The 17146-nt window shown below is 64.2% G+C and carries 27 protein-coding genes, 1 tRNA gene and 1 pseudogene; 20 read left to right on the top strand and 9 right to left on the bottom strand.

Going from position 1 to position 17146, the window contains the following annotated elements:
• Positions 1–71: 71 nt before the first annotated feature.
• Positions 72–587: a hypothetical protein gene (locus AC3WRI_RS09275; protein ID WP_492293187.1), complete on the top strand. Its 516-nt coding sequence runs from the start codon at positions 72–74 to the stop codon at positions 585–587.
• 121 nt (positions 588–708) lie between these two features.
• Here AC3WRI_RS09275 and AC3WRI_RS09270 read toward each other — a convergent pair whose 3' ends face one another.
• Positions 709–975: a CII family transcriptional regulator gene (locus AC3WRI_RS09270; protein WP_092307189.1), complete on the bottom strand. Its 267-nt coding sequence runs from the start codon at positions 973–975 to the stop codon at positions 709–711.
• Between the two features lie 344 nt (positions 976–1319).
• Between AC3WRI_RS09270 and AC3WRI_RS09265 the strand changes: the two genes are divergently transcribed.
• Positions 1320–1625, top strand: coding sequence for a hypothetical protein (locus AC3WRI_RS09265; RefSeq protein ID WP_492293185.1), 306 nt, complete (start codon positions 1320–1322; stop codon positions 1623–1625).
• 84 nt (positions 1626–1709) lie between these two features.
• On the opposite strand, the gene AC3WRI_RS09260 is transcribed toward AC3WRI_RS09265, so the two are convergent.
• The gene (locus AC3WRI_RS09260) at positions 1710–1952 is read right to left on the bottom strand and encodes a transcriptional regulator (protein ID WP_492293183.1); all 243 of its coding nucleotides are present in this window, start codon (positions 1950–1952) and stop codon (positions 1710–1712) included.
• A 112-nt stretch (positions 1953–2064) separates the two neighbouring features.
• On the opposite strand from AC3WRI_RS09260, the gene AC3WRI_RS09255 reads away from it, so the two are divergent.
• From AC3WRI_RS09255 to AC3WRI_RS09190, 14 genes and pseudogenes are all read left to right on the top strand, one after another.
• A complete protein-coding gene (locus tag AC3WRI_RS09255) occupies positions 2065–3342 on the top strand; it encodes a LexA family transcriptional regulator (protein ID WP_492293181.1) in 1278 nt (425 codons plus the stop codon).
• 355 nt (positions 3343–3697) lie between these two features.
• Positions 3698–3892 carry a hypothetical protein gene (locus AC3WRI_RS09250; RefSeq protein WP_492293180.1) on the top strand — a complete coding sequence of 65 codons (195 nt, stop codon included), beginning with the start codon at positions 3698–3700 and terminating at the stop codon, positions 3890–3892.
• 1 nt (position 3893) lies between these two features.
• On the top strand, positions 3894–4247 hold the full coding sequence (locus AC3WRI_RS09245; RefSeq protein ID WP_492293179.1) for a hypothetical protein: 354 nt from the start codon (positions 3894–3896) through the stop codon (positions 4245–4247).
• A 257-nt stretch (positions 4248–4504) separates the two neighbouring features.
• Positions 4505–4780: a hypothetical protein gene (locus AC3WRI_RS09240; protein ID WP_492293177.1), complete on the top strand. Its 276-nt coding sequence runs from the start codon at positions 4505–4507 to the stop codon at positions 4778–4780.
• Positions 4781–4788: 8 nt separating this feature from the next.
• The gene (locus tag AC3WRI_RS09235; RefSeq protein WP_492293175.1) at positions 4789–5025 is read left to right on the top strand and encodes a hypothetical protein; all 237 of its coding nucleotides are present in this window, start codon (positions 4789–4791) and stop codon (positions 5023–5025) included.
• 91 nt (positions 5026–5116) lie between these two features.
• The gene (locus tag AC3WRI_RS09230; protein ID WP_492293173.1) at positions 5117–5272 is read left to right on the top strand and encodes a hypothetical protein; all 156 of its coding nucleotides are present in this window, start codon (positions 5117–5119) and stop codon (positions 5270–5272) included.
• 120 nt (positions 5273–5392) lie between these two features.
• The gene (locus tag AC3WRI_RS09225; RefSeq protein ID WP_492293172.1) at positions 5393–6187 is read left to right on the top strand and encodes a RecB family exonuclease; all 795 of its coding nucleotides are present in this window, start codon (positions 5393–5395) and stop codon (positions 6185–6187) included.
• A gap of 43 nt (positions 6188–6230) precedes the next feature.
• Complete coding sequence (locus tag AC3WRI_RS09220; RefSeq protein WP_492293170.1) at positions 6231–7391, top strand: hypothetical protein; 1161 nt, start codon at positions 6231–6233, stop codon at positions 7389–7391.
• 65 nt (positions 7392–7456) lie between these two features.
• On the top strand, positions 7457–8149 hold the full coding sequence (locus AC3WRI_RS09215) for a cell division protein FtsK (protein WP_492293169.1): 693 nt from the start codon (positions 7457–7459) through the stop codon (positions 8147–8149).
• Positions 8146–9888 (top strand): AAA family ATPase, encoded by a 1743-nt coding sequence (locus AC3WRI_RS09210; protein ID WP_492293168.1) that lies wholly within the window; start codon positions 8146–8148, stop codon positions 9886–9888. The genes AC3WRI_RS09215 and AC3WRI_RS09210 overlap by 4 nt, the downstream gene beginning before the upstream one ends.
• Positions 9888–10070: a hypothetical protein gene (locus AC3WRI_RS09205; RefSeq protein WP_492293166.1), complete on the top strand. Its 183-nt coding sequence runs from the start codon at positions 9888–9890 to the stop codon at positions 10068–10070. Before AC3WRI_RS09210 ends, AC3WRI_RS09205 begins: the two co-directional genes overlap by 1 nt.
• Positions 10067–10270 (top strand): helix-turn-helix transcriptional regulator, encoded by a 204-nt coding sequence (locus tag AC3WRI_RS09200; RefSeq protein WP_492293164.1) that lies wholly within the window; start codon positions 10067–10069, stop codon positions 10268–10270. Before AC3WRI_RS09205 ends, AC3WRI_RS09200 begins: the two co-directional genes overlap by 4 nt.
• Positions 10270–10572, top strand: a complete 303-nt coding sequence (locus AC3WRI_RS09195; RefSeq protein ID WP_492293162.1) for a hypothetical protein — start codon at positions 10270–10272, stop codon at positions 10570–10572. The genes AC3WRI_RS09200 and AC3WRI_RS09195 overlap by 1 nt, the downstream gene beginning before the upstream one ends.
• Positions 10573–10575: 3 nt before the next feature.
• Positions 10576–10749, top strand: a pseudogene (locus tag AC3WRI_RS09190) (DNA cytosine methyltransferase); the annotation flags it as partial.
• A 1-nt stretch (position 10750) separates the two neighbouring features.
• Here AC3WRI_RS09190 and AC3WRI_RS09185 read toward each other — a convergent pair.
• Positions 10751–11212 (bottom strand): hypothetical protein, encoded by a 462-nt coding sequence (locus AC3WRI_RS09185; protein ID WP_492293160.1) that lies wholly within the window; start codon positions 11210–11212, stop codon positions 10751–10753.
• Positions 11213–11245: 33 nt separating this feature from the next.
• On the opposite strand from AC3WRI_RS09185, the gene AC3WRI_RS09180 reads away from it, so the two are divergent.
• Positions 11246–12010 (top strand): hypothetical protein, encoded by a 765-nt coding sequence (locus AC3WRI_RS09180; RefSeq protein ID WP_492293158.1) that lies wholly within the window; start codon positions 11246–11248, stop codon positions 12008–12010.
• Here the strand turns inward: AC3WRI_RS09180 and AC3WRI_RS09175 are convergent.
• On the bottom strand, positions 12001–12204 hold the full coding sequence (locus tag AC3WRI_RS09175) for a hypothetical protein (RefSeq protein ID WP_042886280.1): 204 nt from the start codon (positions 12202–12204) through the stop codon (positions 12001–12003). The two genes, AC3WRI_RS09180 and AC3WRI_RS09175, sit on opposite strands and share 10 nt — an antisense overlap.
• 32 nt (positions 12205–12236) lie before the next feature.
• On the opposite strand from AC3WRI_RS09175, the gene AC3WRI_RS09170 reads away from it, so the two are divergent.
• A complete protein-coding gene (locus AC3WRI_RS09170) occupies positions 12237–12761 on the top strand; it encodes a DUF1643 domain-containing protein (protein ID WP_492293156.1) in 525 nt (174 codons plus the stop codon).
• On the opposite strand, the gene AC3WRI_RS09165 is transcribed toward AC3WRI_RS09170, so the two are convergent.
• The 5 genes from AC3WRI_RS09165 to AC3WRI_RS09145 all read right to left on the bottom strand — a co-directional run bounded on the left by AC3WRI_RS09165 (position 12751) and on the right by AC3WRI_RS09145 (position 15533).
• The gene (locus AC3WRI_RS09165) at positions 12751–13263 is read right to left on the bottom strand and encodes a DUF2441 domain-containing protein (RefSeq protein ID WP_492293155.1); all 513 of its coding nucleotides are present in this window, start codon (positions 13261–13263) and stop codon (positions 12751–12753) included. The genes AC3WRI_RS09170 and AC3WRI_RS09165 overlap by 11 nt on opposite strands.
• Positions 13260–14477, bottom strand: coding sequence for a tyrosine-type recombinase/integrase (locus AC3WRI_RS09160; RefSeq protein WP_492293154.1), 1218 nt, complete (start codon positions 14475–14477; stop codon positions 13260–13262). The genes AC3WRI_RS09165 and AC3WRI_RS09160 overlap by 4 nt, the downstream gene beginning before the upstream one ends.
• Before the next feature lie 168 nt (positions 14478–14645).
• A tRNA-Arg gene (locus tag AC3WRI_RS09155) sits at positions 14646–14720 on the bottom strand.
• A 62-nt stretch (positions 14721–14782) separates the two neighbouring features.
• Positions 14783–15013, bottom strand: coding sequence for a hypothetical protein (locus AC3WRI_RS09150; protein WP_492293152.1), 231 nt, complete (start codon positions 15011–15013; stop codon positions 14783–14785).
• A gap of 34 nt (positions 15014–15047) precedes the next feature.
• Positions 15048–15533, bottom strand: coding sequence for a lecithin retinol acyltransferase family protein (locus AC3WRI_RS09145; RefSeq protein ID WP_011615771.1), 486 nt, complete (start codon positions 15531–15533; stop codon positions 15048–15050).
• Between the two features lie 464 nt (positions 15534–15997).
• Between AC3WRI_RS09145 and AC3WRI_RS09140 the strand changes: the two genes are divergently transcribed.
• Together AC3WRI_RS09140 and AC3WRI_RS09135 are read left to right on the top strand one after the other, a co-directional pair.
• Positions 15998–16291, top strand: coding sequence for a hypothetical protein (locus AC3WRI_RS09140; RefSeq protein WP_011615772.1), 294 nt, complete (start codon positions 15998–16000; stop codon positions 16289–16291).
• A gap of 74 nt (positions 16292–16365) precedes the next feature.
• Positions 16366–17142 carry a PP2C family protein-serine/threonine phosphatase gene (locus tag AC3WRI_RS09135; RefSeq protein WP_011615773.1) on the top strand — a complete coding sequence of 259 codons (777 nt, stop codon included), beginning with the start codon at positions 16366–16368 and terminating at the stop codon, positions 17140–17142.
• Positions 17143–17146: the final 4 nt, after the last annotated feature.

Raw genomic sequence — 17146 nt, 5'->3', positions numbered from 1 at the left:
CGCCCTCGCCACGGCAAGAATCGGCCGCGGAGGCTCATGCTACGATCAACGCATAAATAGGAGACCGCAGCATGCTCGAGTTCAAAGACCACACGTTCTCGCTGCAGAGGCCAGGCGACTTTTTCGGAAAGCTGGAATGGGAACTCAAAGGCATTCCTCCGGTCGAGGTTGGATTCCTCTACCAAGTGGTCACCTGCGCGAGCGACGCTTGGCACATGGCAGACTGGGCATTTGCCGCACTGCCAGGTGAAGAGCAAGCCAAACATGAGCGCGTCGAGGGTTTTAGAAAGTGGCTTCGTGCCCAGAGTAGATCGCTTGCGATCTGCCGAATGATTGCCGACGCCCATAAGCACTCGCGCGTCGACCGAAAGCCGGACCCGAACATTTCCACCCGCTATATCCTGGGGCCGGGAAAGCTGAAGCAAGCGTCGACTACTTGGCTCATCGTCGATGGCGATGACTGGCTGGATCCAAGGCAAGTCATCGAAGACGCCGTGATGTACTGGGTACGATTTCTCGGCGACCGGGATATGCTGAAGGGCACGCCGATTGAAGAGCTCTACCAATCGAAACGCTCGCTCCTTTAGCTTTTTTTGGCACGCCCGACGTTTCTTGGACGTGCCTTTCATGACCACATCCCCCACACGATCGAGCCGACCACCGACGCAAAGATCAGCGCCGCGGCCCCCACGGTAATCACTTCGTCCATCACGCGACCTCCAGGCCCTTCCGGGCCAGCGTGCGCAGCGCCTGGTATTCCTCCCGCGGCAGGCAAACCATGCTGTCGTCGCCGGGCGCGACGACGTCCAGCTCGAGCACATCGAACAACTGGCAGAACTCGGCGAAGGTCAGCCGGTGGCCGCTGTTGTTCAGGAACCGGGAGAAGTTGGTCGGCTCGACGCCGATGCGCTCGGCCACCTTCTTCTGGGTGAGCGGAGCAACACGGTTCAGCACCATGGATTCCAGGCTAGGCATGTGATGCTCCCAAGTGCTCAAAGAGGTTCATACGATTCACCCAACGAAACGAAACAGCCGGCGGGATGGCCGGCGAGAAAAAGACATGGGAAAGGGATGCCACTATCTGGCCCCGCTGAAGGCGGCAGCCAGACCGGTGCGAGCGCACCTGAGCAGACGGACTAGCAGACAAGCCAAACGCAACCGACTGCGCCGTACGCAGCATGGTCATTCCCCCGGTCAAGCCCTATCGGGCTCGCCTATCAAGGCGCGGTCGAGCCGCGCCGCTAATAAAAGGTGCATCCCCTCAGATGTGGAACAATCAAGACATCTGACCTTCTCAACTGCCCACATCAGGGGGATGCATGAGCTATCACAGGTTTCACCAGGAACTGATCTCCGCGATCAACAACCGGCGTGTCATCCAACTCACATACGACGGTTGGTCTCGCACGGTCGAGCCGCACGCCTATGGCATCGATCGGCATGGTCATGCTCTTCTTCGTTGCTATCAGACGGCAGGCGGCTCTCAGTCGCACGAACTTGGCTGGAAGCTTTTGCGGACCGACGAAATACTTTCGATGCTCGCCACCTCAGGTTCCGTACAGACCGCGCGACCTGGTTACAAGCGAGGCGATTCAGCCATGCAAACCATCTACGCTCAGCTCTAGCCTGGACCCCGCACGTGCACGGGCCGGCCGGATATGCTGGCTCGTTGTGGACTGCGCAGTCCGATGCGTGGATTGCGGGCTTCATCAGGCAGCCTTGGGATGGTCTTCGGCGTCGGATCCGTCGTGCTTATGGCGCTTCGCACGCATCAGCAGTTCGAAGCTCAAACGACCGCCGGATGCAGTTACAAGCCTGTCGGCTAGGCCGACGGATGGGCGCCTGTGCCCGTACGCGATTTGGCTGAAGTACTGGTAGTTCGTCCCAGCAGCGAGTGCTACACGCGTCGCTTCCTCGGTACCGAATTTCGCTAGAAAGGTTTTGGCATCCATGTTCTTCGACCAGCGTCCTGAGATAGATACCTCAACAATAGCAAAATGCTATTCATACAGCAATAGCATCTTGCGTCTTCCGTTGGATAGCAGGTTGCTATGTAATGCCGGCATGGAAATCAAGGACATCCGGCGCAACAATTTGTTGACGCTCCTTGCGACGCATGCATCCATCCGCGCGTTCGCGGATCGGACAGGTGTACCCGCGGCCTACGTCAGCCAGATCAAGAACGAGGCTGATGGCCGAGGGATGGGAAGCAAGACGGCTCGGAAGATTGAGGACGCTCTAGGCCTGCCTGTGGGTTATATGGACCAGACCCACACCGATGAAGAGACCGCCTCCGCCGCAGCACCTGGCAGCCGCTTGCTGGCCGGAACGCCACCGCGAATCGCAGCTACCACCGGCACCCTGGAAAAGTGGCAACTTGAAGATGCAGCACGGCTCAAAGAGCTCTTCGAGGCCAACGCCAAGCACAGCCAGGAAGAGTTCGGCCGCCGATTCGAGATCGGAAGCCAGGGCATGGTCTGGCAATACCTGAACGCGCGGCGCGCATTGAACATCAAGGCGGCCAGCAATTTCGCGCGCGGCCTCGGCATTTCCGTCGATGCGTTTAGCCATCGACTTGCGCAGGAGATACGGCTGGCGTCAGAGCACGTTGCTGACCGGATTCCTACTATCCAGGACAGCGTCGCAGCAGGCGAACGACCCTCCGACCGCATCGCTATCGTGATGGCCGAGCAGCATCTGGATGTTGGCGCGCTGGCGCAGCTTCTTGCGGTGGAACCGCCTGTTGTCCGAGCATGGCTGGAGCCCGATGCACCCAAGCTGGGCCTTCACCACGCGGTCAAGCTGCAGGAGGCCTACGGGTACAGCCCGGCCTGGCTGATCAATGGCAAAGGCGATCCGCGGCTGTCGAACCTCCAGGAAGCGGAGCTCGACGAGCCCAGCCTGCCCTTCGACGTCGTCCCTATCCCAACAAGCAGCTACAAGCGCATTCCAGTGGTTGGCATGGCACAGCTCGGCGACAACGGGCACTTCTCAGACATCGAATACCCGGTAGGCCACGGTGATGGCTTCCTGGTGTTTCCCACCACGGACCGGGACGCATATGGCCTGCGCTGCAACGGTGACTCCATGCGGCCGCGGGTGAAACACAACGAGTTCGTGGTGGTCGAGCCGAATCATGCAGTCACTAATGGCGACGAGGTCCTGGTGAAGTCGCAGGACGGCCGCGTTATGGTCAAGGAACTGGCCTACGTCCGCGACGGCGTTGTGCACCTGTCGTCGGTCAACGAGCGGCACGGCATGGTGCGCATCCCGCAGGACCAGATCGAGCGGCTGCAGTACGTCGCGGGCATTGTGAAGTCGTCGGCCTGGCGGCCGGACTAGCCACAGAACAGTTCCCAACGTTGGGAATGTAGGCGTGGATACCCGGAAAGTGACAGTTTGTCACACGCCGTAATGTGCTGAAAATTTCACTTTTGCAATCTAACTTCACTCCAGTTTCTACGTAGAAACTTGGCGGTAGGCCCCGCCGAAGTAACTTCCGTCGACGTTCGCCAACGCTCGTAGACATTCGTGTGCGCATACAAAACGTTAATAACGATGCTAAACTTCGACGCATCGTGGTGGTCACACTTTGCAGTGCAGCACAAGGAAGTGATCAACCAGTTGGGCTGTCGCCAAATTCTTCCCCGGCTTGTGGGTTGGTCGGCGATGCAGTGCTCATAGATAGGAGTCGAAAATGGATAAGCACCTCAAGCGTTTCCTGGTCGGCATGAGGCAAGTCCTGGTTATCTCGCCCGCTGTCGAGTACCAGAAGCCAGGCAGAAAGGGGTTCTCGCGTGATGCGCAGGCCCTTCGTGGTGATGCAACTAAGGTTGGAAAAAGCCTAAAAAAAACAATAGCCAATCATGGGGAACAGGTCTACCACCGCTAAGGTGTCGCAGAAAAACGGGGAACTTACAGTTCAGCAGCACGAGACCGATAGTCCAATCATCCCGGTCGCTGCCTTGGAACGGCTCCACGCGTTCAAGCCTGAGGCCGTTGATTGGGTTATCAGTCAAACACAGATCGAGGCCGAAACACGGCGCAAGCAATCTCTGCGTATCAACACGTTCGTGTTTGTCGAGCGAATCCTTGGCCAGGTCTTTGCTTTGGCAATCGGCCTGGCGGGTGTCATCGGCGGCTCGTACGTCGCGATTAGCGGGCAACCCTGGGCAGGCGCAACTATAGCTACTGCATCCCTAACTGGTCTCGCAGTCGTGTTTTTGACTGGCCGCAGCGGGAAGTAGCCCATTCCCTTGCAACCTTGCAAAAACTAGCCCGCCTCCCGGCGGGCTTTTTGTTGCCCGCGCCACACGGCCCCCTTCCCAATAGCCGCCCTTGAGGCGGCTTTTTTGCGTCCGAGCGCCCCGAAGGAACTTCCAAAGCCTTACCCACGGACGCAACATGCTATCCACCAGCAGCATTTTGCTATTGCTATACGAATAGCGTTTTGCTATTCTGTTTTCACGCCGCTGACGTTCGCAGCGGTTCGCTGGAGACAGAGATGCCAAACGCCCTTCCCCCTGCAGCCGCCTATCAGCGCGCGTACGAAGCACAGCAGCGCGTGGGTGGCCATGCCATGCCGGCCGTGCGCGAGATCAGCCGGACGATGTACGGCAATCCGCACTTCGAGTTTCGCGGCGCCGACGAAGACAAGGTCTACGCCGCTGCGCTCGATCGCAAGAACCTGATCGACCCGCACCGCACGCCGGCGGTCGTCGGCCGCTACTGGGACGACCTCGACTACGTCGTCGTGGTCCGCGCCTACGGTCTGGACTGAGGTCCGCCATGACCCCGACCCAAGCCGCTATCCGTCAGGCCGTCGCCGACAGCGCTCGCGCTGAGCTGCTGCGCGAGCTGCAGGCCGCCCACCTGATCATCCGCAACGCTCTCAACCTGATGTCGACCAGCCAGAAGATGGTCTGGGGCGAGCGCAACGCACGCGACTGCGTCGACGGCGAAGGCATCACCCGCGCACACGAGCGCGAGGCCGTCATTGCGAGAGCCACCGGGGTGCAATCGTGAGCCGCGACTTCTTCCTGACCGCGCTGGTCATCTGCGTGGCACCGCCGCTGGTCGTTCTGGCAGCGACGGTGGTCAGCATCGTGGTGTCGCCATGAAGCGCCGCCCCACCCTCGCCCGCGCCATTGGCCAGCTGATCTGTCTGTGGCTCGTCTCCACCGCCGCTCTGGCCGCCCTGTTCTGCGTCTACGCCGCAGCGACGGACGAGCCGGTCCTGGTCCACCCCACCTCGTTCCGGAAGACCACATGAACCCCGAAATCACCTGGGAGGCCTGGTTGCGCGAGCAGCGCGCGGCGGGCTTCCGACCCACCGGCCGCTGGCTCGCCAGCGGTGAACCCGAGCTGATCCGCATCCACTGAGGCCACCGCCATGAATATCGTCACCATCCGCGCCAGCTCGCTGGCAGAACTCTTCGACTGCCCGGCCCGCTGGGAAGCCAAGCACATCCTGGGCATGCGCATGCCGTCGGGCGCCGCCGCGCACTTGGGCACCGCCGTGCACGCCAGCACCGGTATGTTCGACCAGGCCACGCTCGACGGCGCGCCCATCACGGCCGACGATGCCGCCGGCGCGCTGGTCGACACGATCCGCGACAAGAACGCCGAGGTCGACTGGGACGAAACCAACCCGGCCGATGCCGAGCGCATTGGCCTGGCCCTGCACGCCCGCTACTGCGCCGAGATCGCGCCACGCCAGCACTACGTGGGCGTGGAAGTGTCCTGCGAGCGCCTGGAGATCCCCGAGCTGGGCCTCGCGCTGACCGGCACCACCGACCGCGTGCGCACCACCGCCGCCGGCGCCGGGATATCTGACCTGAAGACCGGCGGGCGCGCTGTCGGCGCGGACGGCATCGCTGTCACCGCCGGCCACGGCCCGCAGCTGGGCGTCTACGAACTGCTGGCCGAACACGCCCTGGGCATCCCCATCACGGCGCCGGCGCAGATCGTGGGCTTGAACACCGGCAAGACGCCGGCGGCGCAGCGCGTCGGTACCGGTGAGATTGAGTCCCCGCGCTCGGCGCTGCTGGGCACCGAAGAGCAGCCCGGCCTGCTGCAGCACGCCTCCCGCCTCATCCATTCCGGCGCCTTCTACGGCAACGGCAAATCCGTCCTGTGCTCGGCGAAGTACTGCCCGCGGCACGCCACCTGCCCCTACAAGTCCTGACCACAAATTTCGAAATTTCGAAACTTTGAAAGAGACCACCACCATGACCGCAACCGCAACCCTCGAAAAAATGCGCGCCCCCGCCGTGCGCGAAGCCGCCCCCGTCGTGACCATGGGCTTCGGCACTTCGCAGTCCTTCGAACTCATGCAGCGCGCCGCCAATCTCCTCGCATCGTCCACCCTGGTCCCCGCGGCCTACCGGAAGGTGATCGAGAAGCTGGACAAGTACGGCAACGTCAAGGAATCGCGCGAGAACCCGAACGCGCTGGCCAACGCCGTCGTCGCGCTGAACATGGCGCAGCGCATGGGCGCTGACCCCCTGATGGTCATGCAGAACCTCTACATCGTCGAAGGCCGGCCGTCCTGGTCGTCGCAGTGGATCATCGCCGCGGTGAACGGCTGCGGCCGCTTCTCGCCGCTGCGCTTCGACATCAAGGTGCTGGGCGAGAAGACCGTCGAGCGCGTCGAGACGGTGTGGGAGAACGGCAACCGCAACGTGGTCGCGAAGAAGGTGACCATCCTCGACAAGGTCTGCGTGGCCTGGGCCATCGAGAAGGAAACCGGCGAGCGCATCGAGTCGCCGTCTGTCTCGATCGAGATGGCCGTCAAGGAAGGCTGGTACACCAAGAACGGCAGCAAGTGGCAGACCATGGACGAGGTCATGCTGCGCTACCGCACCGCCAGCTTCTTCGGGAAGCTCTACGCGCCTGAGCTGCTGATGGGCCTGCAGTCGGTCGAGGAAGCCCAGGACATCATCGACCTGCACCCGGACGGTTCGTACACCGTGGCCACTGCCTCGGTCGACGAGCTGCGCGGTGGCGCCCGCGCGGCCGCCGCTCAGCCCGCTCAGCCAGCCGAGGTCGTCGAGCGCAAAGCCGCGCCGGCCCAGACCGCCTCATCTGAGGTCGAAAAAGCGGACATCGAAACCACCGATGCGCCGGCGGGTGAGCCGGAACCGGGCGACAACCCTGACGCCGACGCCGACGACGCCCCCACGTTCCAGGACGTGAACCGCGAGCTGCTGCAGGCCCAAAGCATCGAAGACCTGGACTACGCACGCAGCCTGATCAAGCAGATCCCGGACGAGAAGCAAAAGGCGACGCTGAACCAGGTTGCCGCGCGTCGCATGCGCGAACTGGCACCGCCGGACGAGCCCGCCGCCCAGCCGCCGCGCCGGCCCCGCGCGCCGATCAACGCTGACTGAACCCGTTTCTGCGAAGGGGCGGCCGAGCGCGCCGCCCTGCCCAACGACCACCACAGGACACCGAAATGAGCCACTCCCCCGAAATGCGCGAAACCCTGAACATGACCGCCACCACCGTCGGCAAGGACCTGCTGTCCGCGCTGGTGCTGGAACTGAAGATGATGCCCGACACCTGGGTGAAGCTCTCGCAGAAGAAGCAGGACGACATCCTCGATCGCCTGCGTAGCCGCGTCGATGCGTCGGTGAAGATGGCCACGCACCTGATCGCCGCCAATGGCCGCACCGTCGTCCAGGGCGACCTGGACAAGATCACCATCAAGGACGGCGCCCAAGCGCTGATCAAGATCGGCAAGTCCGTCGCCGCGCTGCACGAGCTCGCGGAAGCGCAAGGCCAGGCCGTGCTGCTGGTGCTGAGCGCCAACGCTGAGGCATACACGGGCGGCATGGATGAAGTCCGCGGCGAGTCCGACCAGCGCGGCCTGGACCTCGGCAAGGAATACACCGACGGGGACGGCGACGGCATGCCCGGCGACCCTGGCCCTGACGATGGCGTTATCGATGGCGAGACCAAGGTGATTGGCATCGAGCACCAGCCGCTGCAGGACGAACTCGACGCGGCCTACGAGGCAGGCTATGCAGCCGCCGCGGAAGGCCAGCCGGAAAGCGACTGCCCGGTGATGGCCGGCCAGCTGTGCATTCAGTGGGTAAAGGGCTGGAAGGCCTGGCACGAAAAGCACACCGAAGGGGAAGCGGCATGAAAATCACCCACATCCACGCCCGCAACTTCCTCGGCATCCGCGCGGCCGACATCAGCCCGGCCACGCCGGTGGCGCTGATCTGCGGCCCGAACGGCGCCGGCAAGTCCAGCATCCAGGAAGCCGTACGCATGGCGCTGGCCGCCGAGAGCGTGCGCGTCAGCCTGAAGAAGGAATACGGCCAGCTGCTGCACGATGGAACCGAATCGGGATCGATTGTGGTTTCTGTGGGCCCGCAGTCCAACTGCGTCGCCCTGCCCTCGGGCAAGGTCACGCAGGGCATCCAGGCTGACCCGCGGTTGCCGTTCGTGCTGGACGCCCAGCGCTTCGCGCACCTGGACGTCAAGGAACGCCGCTCGTTCCTATTCGACCTGATGGGCATCAAGATCGGCACCGACCAGGTGCGCGAGCGCCTGGTGGCGCGCGGCTGCGATACGAAGAAGGCCGAAGCCGTGCTGCCGATGGTGCGCGCCGGCTTCGAAGCGGCCGCCAAGGAAGCGCAGATGAAGGCCACCGCCGCCAAGGGGGCGTGGCGGGCCATCACCAACGAGACCTATGGCAGCGTCAAGGCCGCAGACTGGGTCGCGCCGGTGCCCGCCGGCGGCCCGGCCGCCGAAGACTTGGCCGCGACGATCGCCGAGTGCGAAGCCGACATTACCGAAGCCAGCGGATCCGCGGGCGACCTGCAGCGCCAGCTGGGCGAGATCGACGCCGCGGCGCGCCAGCGCGCGCACCGCGATCGCCAGATCTCGGACCTGTCAGCTAAAGCCGACCATCTCTCCAAGGCCCGCGAATCGGTAGAGCGTGCACAGGCCGAACTGGACGCCTTCCGTCCCAAAGTGGAAGCGCTGCGTGCGGCCGCCGGTGGCAAGGTGGCTGGCATCCCCTGCTCATGCCCCGAATGCGGCGCCATGCTGCTGTTCCTGGCCGGCCAGCTGGCAAAGTATGAGCCGACCCAGGCCGATCCGGAGGCTGCCGCCCGTCTGCCCGAGTACGAGCGCAGCCTGAAGGTGCTGGAAAACGCGGTAAAGAGCCGCACCACCGAGCGCGACGCGGCGGACGCCGCAGCCAAGCAGCTCGATCTGCTGCGCAAGGACGCCGCGGCTGATGCGGCCAATGACGACGGCGGGCTGCGCGCCAAGATCGAGAACGAGCTGACGATTCTCCAGTCCGCCATCGGCAAGGTCGGCGAAGAGCTGGAAGCCGCGCGCGCAGCACGCCGCGCCATCGGCCAGGCAGCCGAGCAGACGGCCAAGGCCGCCCAGCACCACGCCGACGTGGTCGCGTGGGAAGCCCTGGCCGAGGCGTTCGGGCCCAGCGGCATCCCCGCTGAGCTGCTGTCCGAGGCACTGGACCCCATCAACGAGCGCCTGGCTGCCGCAGCCGTTGAGTCCGAATGGATGCGCATCGGCATCGGCGCCGATATGGCGATCACCGGCGACGGTGGCCGGCCCTATGCCCTGTTCTCCGAATCTGAGAAGTGGCGCGCCGACGCGCTGTTGGCCGAGGCAATCTCGCGCCTCACTGGCATGCGACTGCTGGTCCTGGACCGGGCGGACGTGCTGATCGGCACCGAGCGCGACCGGCTCTTCTGGTGGCTGGACGACCTGGCCGCAGCCGGCGAGATCGACACCGCGCTGATCTTCATGAGCCTCAAGGCGCCGCCCGGGGCGCTGCCGGATTCCATCACCGCGTATTGGATCGAGGACCACCAGGTCGGAACCGTCTTGGAGGCCGCGTGATGGTGAGCACCACGGTGATGATCCAGCGGCTGGAAGGGCTGCTGGGCACCAAAGACCTCAGCGCCTGGGAACAGGGCTTCGTGCGCAAGCTGGCCGAGCACATGCACGCCGGCCAAGTGACGAAGCTCACCGGCAACCAGGTCGACAAGCTGGACGAACTGCATGGGAGGCACTTCTCGTGAACACCGAACCCCAACGCCGGATCATCCGGCTGCCGGAGGTCAGCCAGCGTGTTGGCCTGGGCAAGACCGCGATCTACGAGCGGATCAAGGAACACACGTTCCCCTCGCCGATCAAGCTGGGCCGTGCCAGCGGCTGGATCGAGGAAGAGGTTCAAAAGTGGGTCGAAACGCAGATCGAAGCCACGCGCGGGGGGCACTGATGCACGCCCTTTCCGTGGTGGGAACAGTGGCGGCGCCGGCGGCCGACTCGACCGCCCTGGCACGCGAGAACGCCGAGCTGCGCCGGCAGCTGATGACGGCCCAGCGCGCCGCCGGCGACGCCGAGGAATCGCTGGCGATCTGCCGCCAGGCGCACGCCGTCATGACGCTGCAGTTGGCCCAGCTCGAGAAGCTGGCGCACGAGATCAACCAGGCCGCGGCGAAGCACCCGCACCAGCCGCTGTCGCGCTGGGTGAAGTTCGGGCCGATGGCCACATTCCTCGCATCGATCAAGGATCAATGAGATGAGCGCATCGGCAACGCGGTACCGCCAGATGCCGCCCAGGCTATCGCCGAGGTGATGGGCACCACCCTGCTGCTGGCCGAGACCGGCGAAACGTTCATGCTGTCGGCCACGCCGGTGTGGGTGCGGCCCGTAGCTATCGCACTGTCTGTAGCACAGCAGGCGGAAGCGGCATGACTCATACGTCGTCTCTCCGATCAAGGTGCCTGCCAAGCCGGAACTTCGAGGCATGCAACAGGCCGGGGAGCAACTCATTGATCCGATCCGCCAAGTCATATAGCTCGGCAGAGCTTGCCTGCACATCCGGCACTCCATGCCGCGCCGAACGCCTGATGATCCCTCCGGCTGGATCGGCGTACATCCTGCCATGGATAACGGTATTCCGCTCTTCCAAGCGTTCGATCGCGGCGTCGAGCAACGACGGGAGATATTCGAGCTCTTCATTAAACGGAGTTCCGCTTATCAGTCGCCGGAGCAATTTCGCCTTGTCGCGCGCGGATTGCTTTCTTAGGCGCTCTTTGGCTCTACCCCTGGCGATGAACTGCTCGAGGCAATCGTCGATCGCCTCTTCAACGTATGCGGAGCGCAACGCGACCGTTCCGAGCGCACGAATCACATCGCCATCATCCGGTGTCGGCATATCAGTCTCCCTTATTTTGGACAGGATCCTAGCATGACGAAAGAACGCCCCATCCTCTTCAGCGGCGCCATGGTGCGCGCCATCCTGGACGGCCAGAAGACGCAGACGCGGCGCATCGTGGATCCGCAACCGGAAGTGAGCGATCAAGGAAACCTCATGGGCGCCTGGCTGGCCAAGCCGCTCGACGGTCTGCTGCTACCCAAGCTGCATGACATCACGATCCATTGCCCATATGGCAAGCCTGGTGACAGGCTATACGTGCGCGAGGCATGGCGCTCAACCAGCGATCTCGATGCCTATAGCGGAGGTCGGATGGCCGAGATGTGTCTAGAAGCGGGATATCAGAAGCCATGGGCGCCTGTCCAGTACGAGGCAGACCTTGCACGCCGGAACTGGGAGCACACCAGCACACCGCCTCATGACGGCCCTCCGGAGTCCGGCCGCTATCGGCATGCACGCTTCATGCCGCGCTGGGCGTCGCGCATCACGCTGGAAATCACCGGTGTGCGCGTCGAGCGGCTACAGGACTGCAGCGAGACAGATGCTATGGCCGAAGGCGTCGAGCCCGTGGAGTCTGAGCGGGAAGACCCCGATCACTCTATCTGCCGCTGGTGTGGCGGAACCCGCCTATACACCGCCTTCAGTGCCGGCGGCGGCGCGCTACCGGACACGGACTGCCTGCACTGCGACACTCACCTGAAGCGGTATGCGCAACTGTGGGACCACATCAACGGCGCCGGTGCCTGGGAGGCGAATCCTTGGGTGTGGGTGGTGAAGTTTTGGAGGGTTCAGCGTTGATCATCGACCCACGCTTTCGCCCATGCGATGCCTGCCGCGACGGCAAAGTCGAATGTTGCGTAGTAGCCCAGAGGCTCAGACGCCTCCAGAACGAGATGGTCCTGTTGCACGGTGCCAAAGGCTTCGAACGAACCATCCGACAGTTGCTTCGCAAAGCCACGAACGGTGTAGTCCTTGTAGCTCTCAATGCCCATGGTAGCCCCCCGCTGTTTTGGAGAATCGTAGCATGAAGCACATGACCACCCAGACCCTCGACGGCCAAGCCGGCTGCATCCTCTCCGACTGCGAGCAGTATCGCTATCGCCTCTGGCGCGAGTGGGACCGCAGTGCCCCAGCCCTTGGCTTCATCATGCTCAACCCGTCGACCGCAGACCACCAGGTCAACGACCCGACGATCACCAGGTGCATGCAACGGGCACTGGCTGGCAAGTACGGCCGACTGGAGGTGGTCAACCTGTTCCCGCTGCGCTCGACGGATCCGGACCGATTGTTGACCCACCCCGCTCCGCTGGGCGGCCGGCCCGACCGCAACGAGGGTGCCATCATGGACGCGATCGATCGTTGCTCAATGGTCATTTGCGCCTGGGGTGCTCACAAGTCGGCGCCTGCGCGCGCGGCCGAGGTGCTGCGGATCATTCGGATGTGCGGGCGCGGGAATCTGCTCCACCACCTAGGCCTAAACAAGGATGGCAGCCCGAAGCACCCTCTCTACATCGCAGCCAGTACCCAGCCCCAAAGGTTCATGCCTTAGGTGTCGGCGAAGGCATGAAGTTAGCGGGATCGCCCTCGACCACATCCAAGATCCTGATCGCAGAGGTCGTAAGGAATTCAGGCATCTCTACCCGCTCGCCGGCCCAATACTGGCGAGCCCGATAAATCATCGGTTGCAGAAACTCTGTGCCCTGCGGCAGGCCGACGAGGTTGAAGTCGGCTATGTGGGACGGCGCGTTCGGGTCAACGAGCTCGGCACGGTAGATTCGATGGCCAAACACGAAGCCGTTCGAAAACGCTTCCATCCCCCGGTGAGCATCATCGATGGTCGTAAAGAGAAATGAACAGTTCAACCTGCTGGGCAGATGAGGCCATGACTCCTTCCGTACCATCTCGAAAACAAGCTCACGCGATATCGCCCACGGATCGCCCTTGTCGGTGCGATAGGCGTTAATGATGCGGCCAAAATTTCCTGACTCGATAATCGACCCGGAACGCAAGGGCAGGTGCGTGATATGGAAAAAGGTGGTCGGCTTGTTCATTTTTTCGATTCGCTGTCTGTGGTTAGCACTGCCAGGTGATCTGCCCACGCCTGCATCATCTCCCGCCGTTCTGCCAGGTATTGCGCATGGTTGTAAGCCGCGCGCACCTTGTTCCGTTCGACGTGCGCCAGCTGACGCTCAATCACGTCAGGCCGAAACCCTAGCTCATTGAGCGCCGTTGAGGCCACCCCTCGAAAGCCGTGTCCCGTCATGCGCGAGTGGTACCCCATGCGGTACAGCGCATAGAGCATCGTGTTGTTGCTGATGTGGCCGGCCTTGCCCCGCGGGCTGTAGAAAAGGAAGTCGCGGTGGCCGGTGATTTCGCGCAGCTCGGTCAGCACGGCCAGCGCTTGGGTGGACAGCGGCACTATGTGCGGGTCGCGCATCTTCATCCGGTCGGCCGGTATGCGCCATTCTGCCTTCGCCTCGTCGATCTCACCCCAGCGCGCCTGGATCATCTCGGTGGTGCGCACGAAGGTCAGCGTCATAAACTGCAGCCCCAGGCGGGTCACGGCATCGCCCTCGTACGCATCAATGTCGCGCAGCAGCTGCGGCAGCTCGATCGGGGAGACACGGGCCTGGTGCTGGACCGGCTCTGACTTCAGAGCCGCGGCGCTGTCGATGTCGGCGGCCGGGTTGCGGTCGCACACGCCGTAGATGATCCCGTACTGGAACACCGCACGCATGCGCTGCAGGAGACGCTTCGTGGTGTCGCGCACGCCTCGGGCCTCGACCTTCCTGAGCAGATCCAGGACGGCCGGCGCCCTGATGTCGGCGATGGGCGTGCTGCCCAGCACCGGGAAAACGTCGTTCTCGAGCGAGGCCAGCACCTTGCCGGCGTAGACCTCGTTCCAGTTGCCCTTCTGCGTGGCGTACCAGTCCCTGGCCACCGCCTCGAACGAGTTGCCGGCGGCGATGCGCGCGGCGCGGCGTTCTTCCTGCTTCACGGCGCCCGGGTCGCGCCCGTCGGCAACGATGGCGCGCGCGGCTTCGCGCTGGGTGCGGGCTTGCGCCAGGGTCACCCCCGGGTACACGCCAAAGCCCAGGCGGCTCTCGCTGCCGGATGGCCGCACGTACTTGAACCGCCATAGCTTTCGCCCGTCAGGCATTACCTCGATATAGAGGCCCCCGCCGTCGAAAACCTTATAGGCCTTGTCGCGCGGCTTGGCGTTGCGGATTTTGGTATCGGTTAATGGCTCGACCGTGCGGGGCATCGCGTTAGGGGCACCGAAAATAGGGGCATTTGAAGATGCCCCTAAGGATGCCCCAAAAAGTGACGGATGCCAACGGGCGAAGGCGAACTTTGGCGAACGTCGATTCGCCGGAAAGCCTTTATTTACTTGGGGATGGAGGACTTCAGCGAACTGCCGCGAACTATTCTGTGGTCCCGCCGACAGGAATCGAACCTGTATCTAGCGCTTAGGAGGCGCTCGTTCTATCCATTGAACTACGGCGAGGGACAGGACTGTCAGGATCGGGAACCGCGGGCGCGGTGATCCTGGAGACGGCCCGGAGTATATCAAAATCCGCACCGGCCCGGCTCGCCGGCAGTGGCGGACCCGTCCCGGCGGCCTCGCCCGGCAAGGCGGCCGGACGACGGCAGGCGCATCGGCCGGCCGGCATGGCGCAGGGCGCGGCGCCCCGGCCGGTGGTGGCCGCGGGCGCAGTTGGCGGCGGCAGTGGCGCAGCTGCGGTGGCAGGCTTGTCCGCGCAGGTTGCAGCGCAATTCCCAGTCGATCAGTCCGGACATGGCAGGCTCCTTGATTCGGTGATGGCCGCGCGGTTCAGGCGAGGTCCAGGTTCAGGCCGCCCAGTTGGGCTTGCAGCAGCGCGCCCAGCAGCAGCCAGCCGATGTGCAGCGCGGCGCGCGGGCGGCGCATGCATGTTTCCACCTGCTCGCTGCGGCTTTCGCCGGACAGGCACCAGGAGCAGAAATGCTCACAGTTGTTGGTCAGCAAGTGGTAGGCGTTTTCGCCCACGCGGGAACGGGCGCGTTCGACGGCCTGGCGGCCGGCGAAGCGGGCGCAGGGCTCCGGCCTGACGGCGATGCCGAATCCGGCGGCGAAGGCTTCGAGGGTAGTTTCTTCAACCGGCGCGGCCTGCAGGGAGCGCGCGAAACCGGCGTAGTGGATGACGCGGCCGGCGCCGGCGTAGATCCCATGATGGGCGTAGCCGTGGCGTTCGGTGACCAGGTGGGCGCCGAGCGGCAGCGGGTCCGCGAAACGATCGTCGCTGCCGGTAGCGCGTTCTTGTTGTTCCTGGATGTTCATGGCTGGCCTCGGTGTGTCTGGTTGCTGCAGGCATTGCTGCTTCGTGCCAGACCAACTGCATCAACCATGCCAATACCAGGGAGGCACGGCCCGACAACGGTTTGGCGGAAATCCGGGGGTTTTGGATGGGATCGAGTGTCGGATGGCAGCCAACCGCGTGGCGGCAACTCTGTTGGCTGGCAGCCACCATTCGCCCCGCGCCGCGCGGCCTGGGCGGGCTGGCGGCAGGGATCGCGCGATGCTTGCGCTGTGGTGGGTCCATCCCGACACTGGCTGGCCGGGTGTCGGGTCGAGGCCAACGTGGCTGGACTGCCGGGGTGGGCCCCATTGTCCCCGCCCCGCCCTGCAGCCCGCGCCGGACTTGGGTTTCCAGTCGACCTGCTGCCACACCCATGCTGTGGCACGCGCCTTGCTCAATACCGGTACCGCCCCCGGCGCCACGCCACATCCACCGGAGACCGAACATGGCCACCCTTGCAATCAACGACCTCGCCAGCTGCCGCGAACTTGCTCCCGCCGCCATGGCCCGCGTGCGCGGCGCCGGCGGGCAGTGGGTGTTCGGGTGGATCCGCCCGTTCGTGCCCTCGTCTCCGCTGCCGCTCGGGACGGTGATCAACTTTTACGAGATCAACTACAGCTTCTATGCTGATCAGATGAACAACCAGTTCCAGAACATCGATATCCGCAACAACGCGCCAAACGCCAACATCAATGTCCAGGGCGACCAGGGCGCGAGGAACGACGGCAGGCTGATCTGATGCTGATCTGAGCGCCAGCGCCGCCGTGGCAGTGCCCCGGCTGGTCCGGGGCTTGACGCGGACCGGAGACAAGATTGGGTTTCGACTCGCACTTCCAGTGGACCTCGGCCGCATGCACGGACGTCGGGCGCGTGCGCGAGCGCAACGAGGACGCTTGCCTGGATCTGCCCAGCCAGGACCTGTGGGCAGTGGCCGACGGCATGGGCGGCCATGCCGTGGGAGACTTCGCCAGCCAGGCGGTGGTCCAGGCGCTGGCCACGCTGCCGCCGCAGCCCCGGCTGGAAGACCGGGTCGACGCCACGCGCGCGGCGCTGCAGGGCGTGAACCTGGCGCTGGTCGATGAAGCGGCGCGCCTGGGCGTGCGCTGCATCGGCAGCACGGTGGTGGTAATGCTGGCGGGCGATCGCCGTTGCGCCTGCGTGTGGGCCGGCGACAGCCGCCTGTACCGGCTGCGCGGCGGCCAGTTCGCGCGCCTCACGCGCGACCACAACCAGGTCGAGCGCCTGCTGGCGCGCGGGCTGATCACCCCGGAAGAAGCGCGCCACCATCCCGCGCAGAACACCATCACACGCGCCGTCGGCGCGGCCCCGACGCTGGCGCCGGAGCAGCTGCTGACCGAGGTCGCCGATGGCGACGTCTACCTGCTGTGCAGCGATGGCCTGAGCAACGAGGTCGACGATGACGACATCGCGGCGGTGCTGGCGCAGCAGGACGTTGCGCAGGCCGCGCCGACGCTGGTGCAGATGGCGCTCGATGCCGGCGGCCGCGACAACGTGTCGGTGGTGGTGCTGCGTGCGGCGGACCCGTACGGCTCTGACAAGACCCTGGTCAATCCCGAGCTGGACGCCTGAAGGC

It is taken from the genome of Cupriavidus sp. FW305-27, from assembly GCF_058787995.1.
Note: the sequence above shows the minus strand (reverse complement) of the source record. Positions and strands in the feature narration are given on the sequence as shown.

Coding starts and splice junctions, on each gene's coding strand:
- AC3WRI_RS09165 (WP_492293155.1), bottom strand. CDS start 13,263: ATGAACAAGCCGACCACCTTTTTCCATATCACGCACCTGCCCTTGCGT.
- AC3WRI_RS09150 (WP_492293152.1), bottom strand. CDS start 15,013: ATGTCCGGACTGATCGACTGGGAATTGCGCTGCAACCTGCGCGGACAA.
- AC3WRI_RS09275 (WP_492293187.1), top strand. CDS start 72: ATGCTCGAGTTCAAAGACCACACGTTCTCGCTGCAGAGGCCAGGCGAC.
- AC3WRI_RS09270 (WP_092307189.1), bottom strand. CDS start 975: ATGCCTAGCCTGGAATCCATGGTGCTGAACCGTGTTGCTCCGCTCACC.
- AC3WRI_RS09230 (WP_492293173.1), top strand. CDS start 5,117: ATGAAGCGCCGCCCCACCCTCGCCCGCGCCATTGGCCAGCTGATCTGT.
- AC3WRI_RS09145 (WP_011615771.1), bottom strand. CDS start 15,533: ATGAACATCCAGGAACAACAAGAACGCGCTACCGGCAGCGACGATCGT.
- AC3WRI_RS09170 (WP_492293156.1), top strand. CDS start 12,237: ATGAAGCACATGACCACCCAGACCCTCGACGGCCAAGCCGGCTGCATC.
- AC3WRI_RS09260 (WP_492293183.1), bottom strand. CDS start 1,952: ATGGATGCCAAAACCTTTCTAGCGAAATTCGGTACCGAGGAAGCGACG.
- AC3WRI_RS09195 (WP_492293162.1), top strand. CDS start 10,270: ATGCACGCCCTTTCCGTGGTGGGAACAGTGGCGGCGCCGGCGGCCGAC.
- AC3WRI_RS09235 (WP_492293175.1), top strand. CDS start 4,789: ATGACCCCGACCCAAGCCGCTATCCGTCAGGCCGTCGCCGACAGCGCT.
- AC3WRI_RS09185 (WP_492293160.1), bottom strand. CDS start 11,212: ATGCCGACACCGGATGATGGCGATGTGATTCGTGCGCTCGGAACGGTC.
- AC3WRI_RS09205 (WP_492293166.1), top strand. CDS start 9,888: ATGGTGAGCACCACGGTGATGATCCAGCGGCTGGAAGGGCTGCTGGGC.
- AC3WRI_RS09160 (WP_492293154.1), bottom strand. CDS start 14,477: ATGCCCCGCACGGTCGAGCCATTAACCGATACCAAAATCCGCAACGCC.
- AC3WRI_RS09180 (WP_492293158.1), top strand. CDS start 11,246: ATGACGAAAGAACGCCCCATCCTCTTCAGCGGCGCCATGGTGCGCGCC.
- AC3WRI_RS09240 (WP_492293177.1), top strand. CDS start 4,505: ATGCCAAACGCCCTTCCCCCTGCAGCCGCCTATCAGCGCGCGTACGAA.
- AC3WRI_RS09265 (WP_492293185.1), top strand. CDS start 1,320: ATGAGCTATCACAGGTTTCACCAGGAACTGATCTCCGCGATCAACAAC.
- AC3WRI_RS09255 (WP_492293181.1), top strand. CDS start 2,065: ATGGAAATCAAGGACATCCGGCGCAACAATTTGTTGACGCTCCTTGCG.
- AC3WRI_RS09220 (WP_492293170.1), top strand. CDS start 6,231: ATGACCGCAACCGCAACCCTCGAAAAAATGCGCGCCCCCGCCGTGCGC.
- AC3WRI_RS09210 (WP_492293168.1), top strand. CDS start 8,146: ATGAAAATCACCCACATCCACGCCCGCAACTTCCTCGGCATCCGCGCG.
- AC3WRI_RS09215 (WP_492293169.1), top strand. CDS start 7,457: ATGAGCCACTCCCCCGAAATGCGCGAAACCCTGAACATGACCGCCACC.
- AC3WRI_RS09250 (WP_492293180.1), top strand. CDS start 3,698: ATGGATAAGCACCTCAAGCGTTTCCTGGTCGGCATGAGGCAAGTCCTG.
- AC3WRI_RS09225 (WP_492293172.1), top strand. CDS start 5,393: ATGAATATCGTCACCATCCGCGCCAGCTCGCTGGCAGAACTCTTCGAC.
- AC3WRI_RS09140 (WP_011615772.1), top strand. CDS start 15,998: ATGGCCACCCTTGCAATCAACGACCTCGCCAGCTGCCGCGAACTTGCT.
- AC3WRI_RS09175 (WP_042886280.1), bottom strand. CDS start 12,204: ATGGGCATTGAGAGCTACAAGGACTACACCGTTCGTGGCTTTGCGAAG.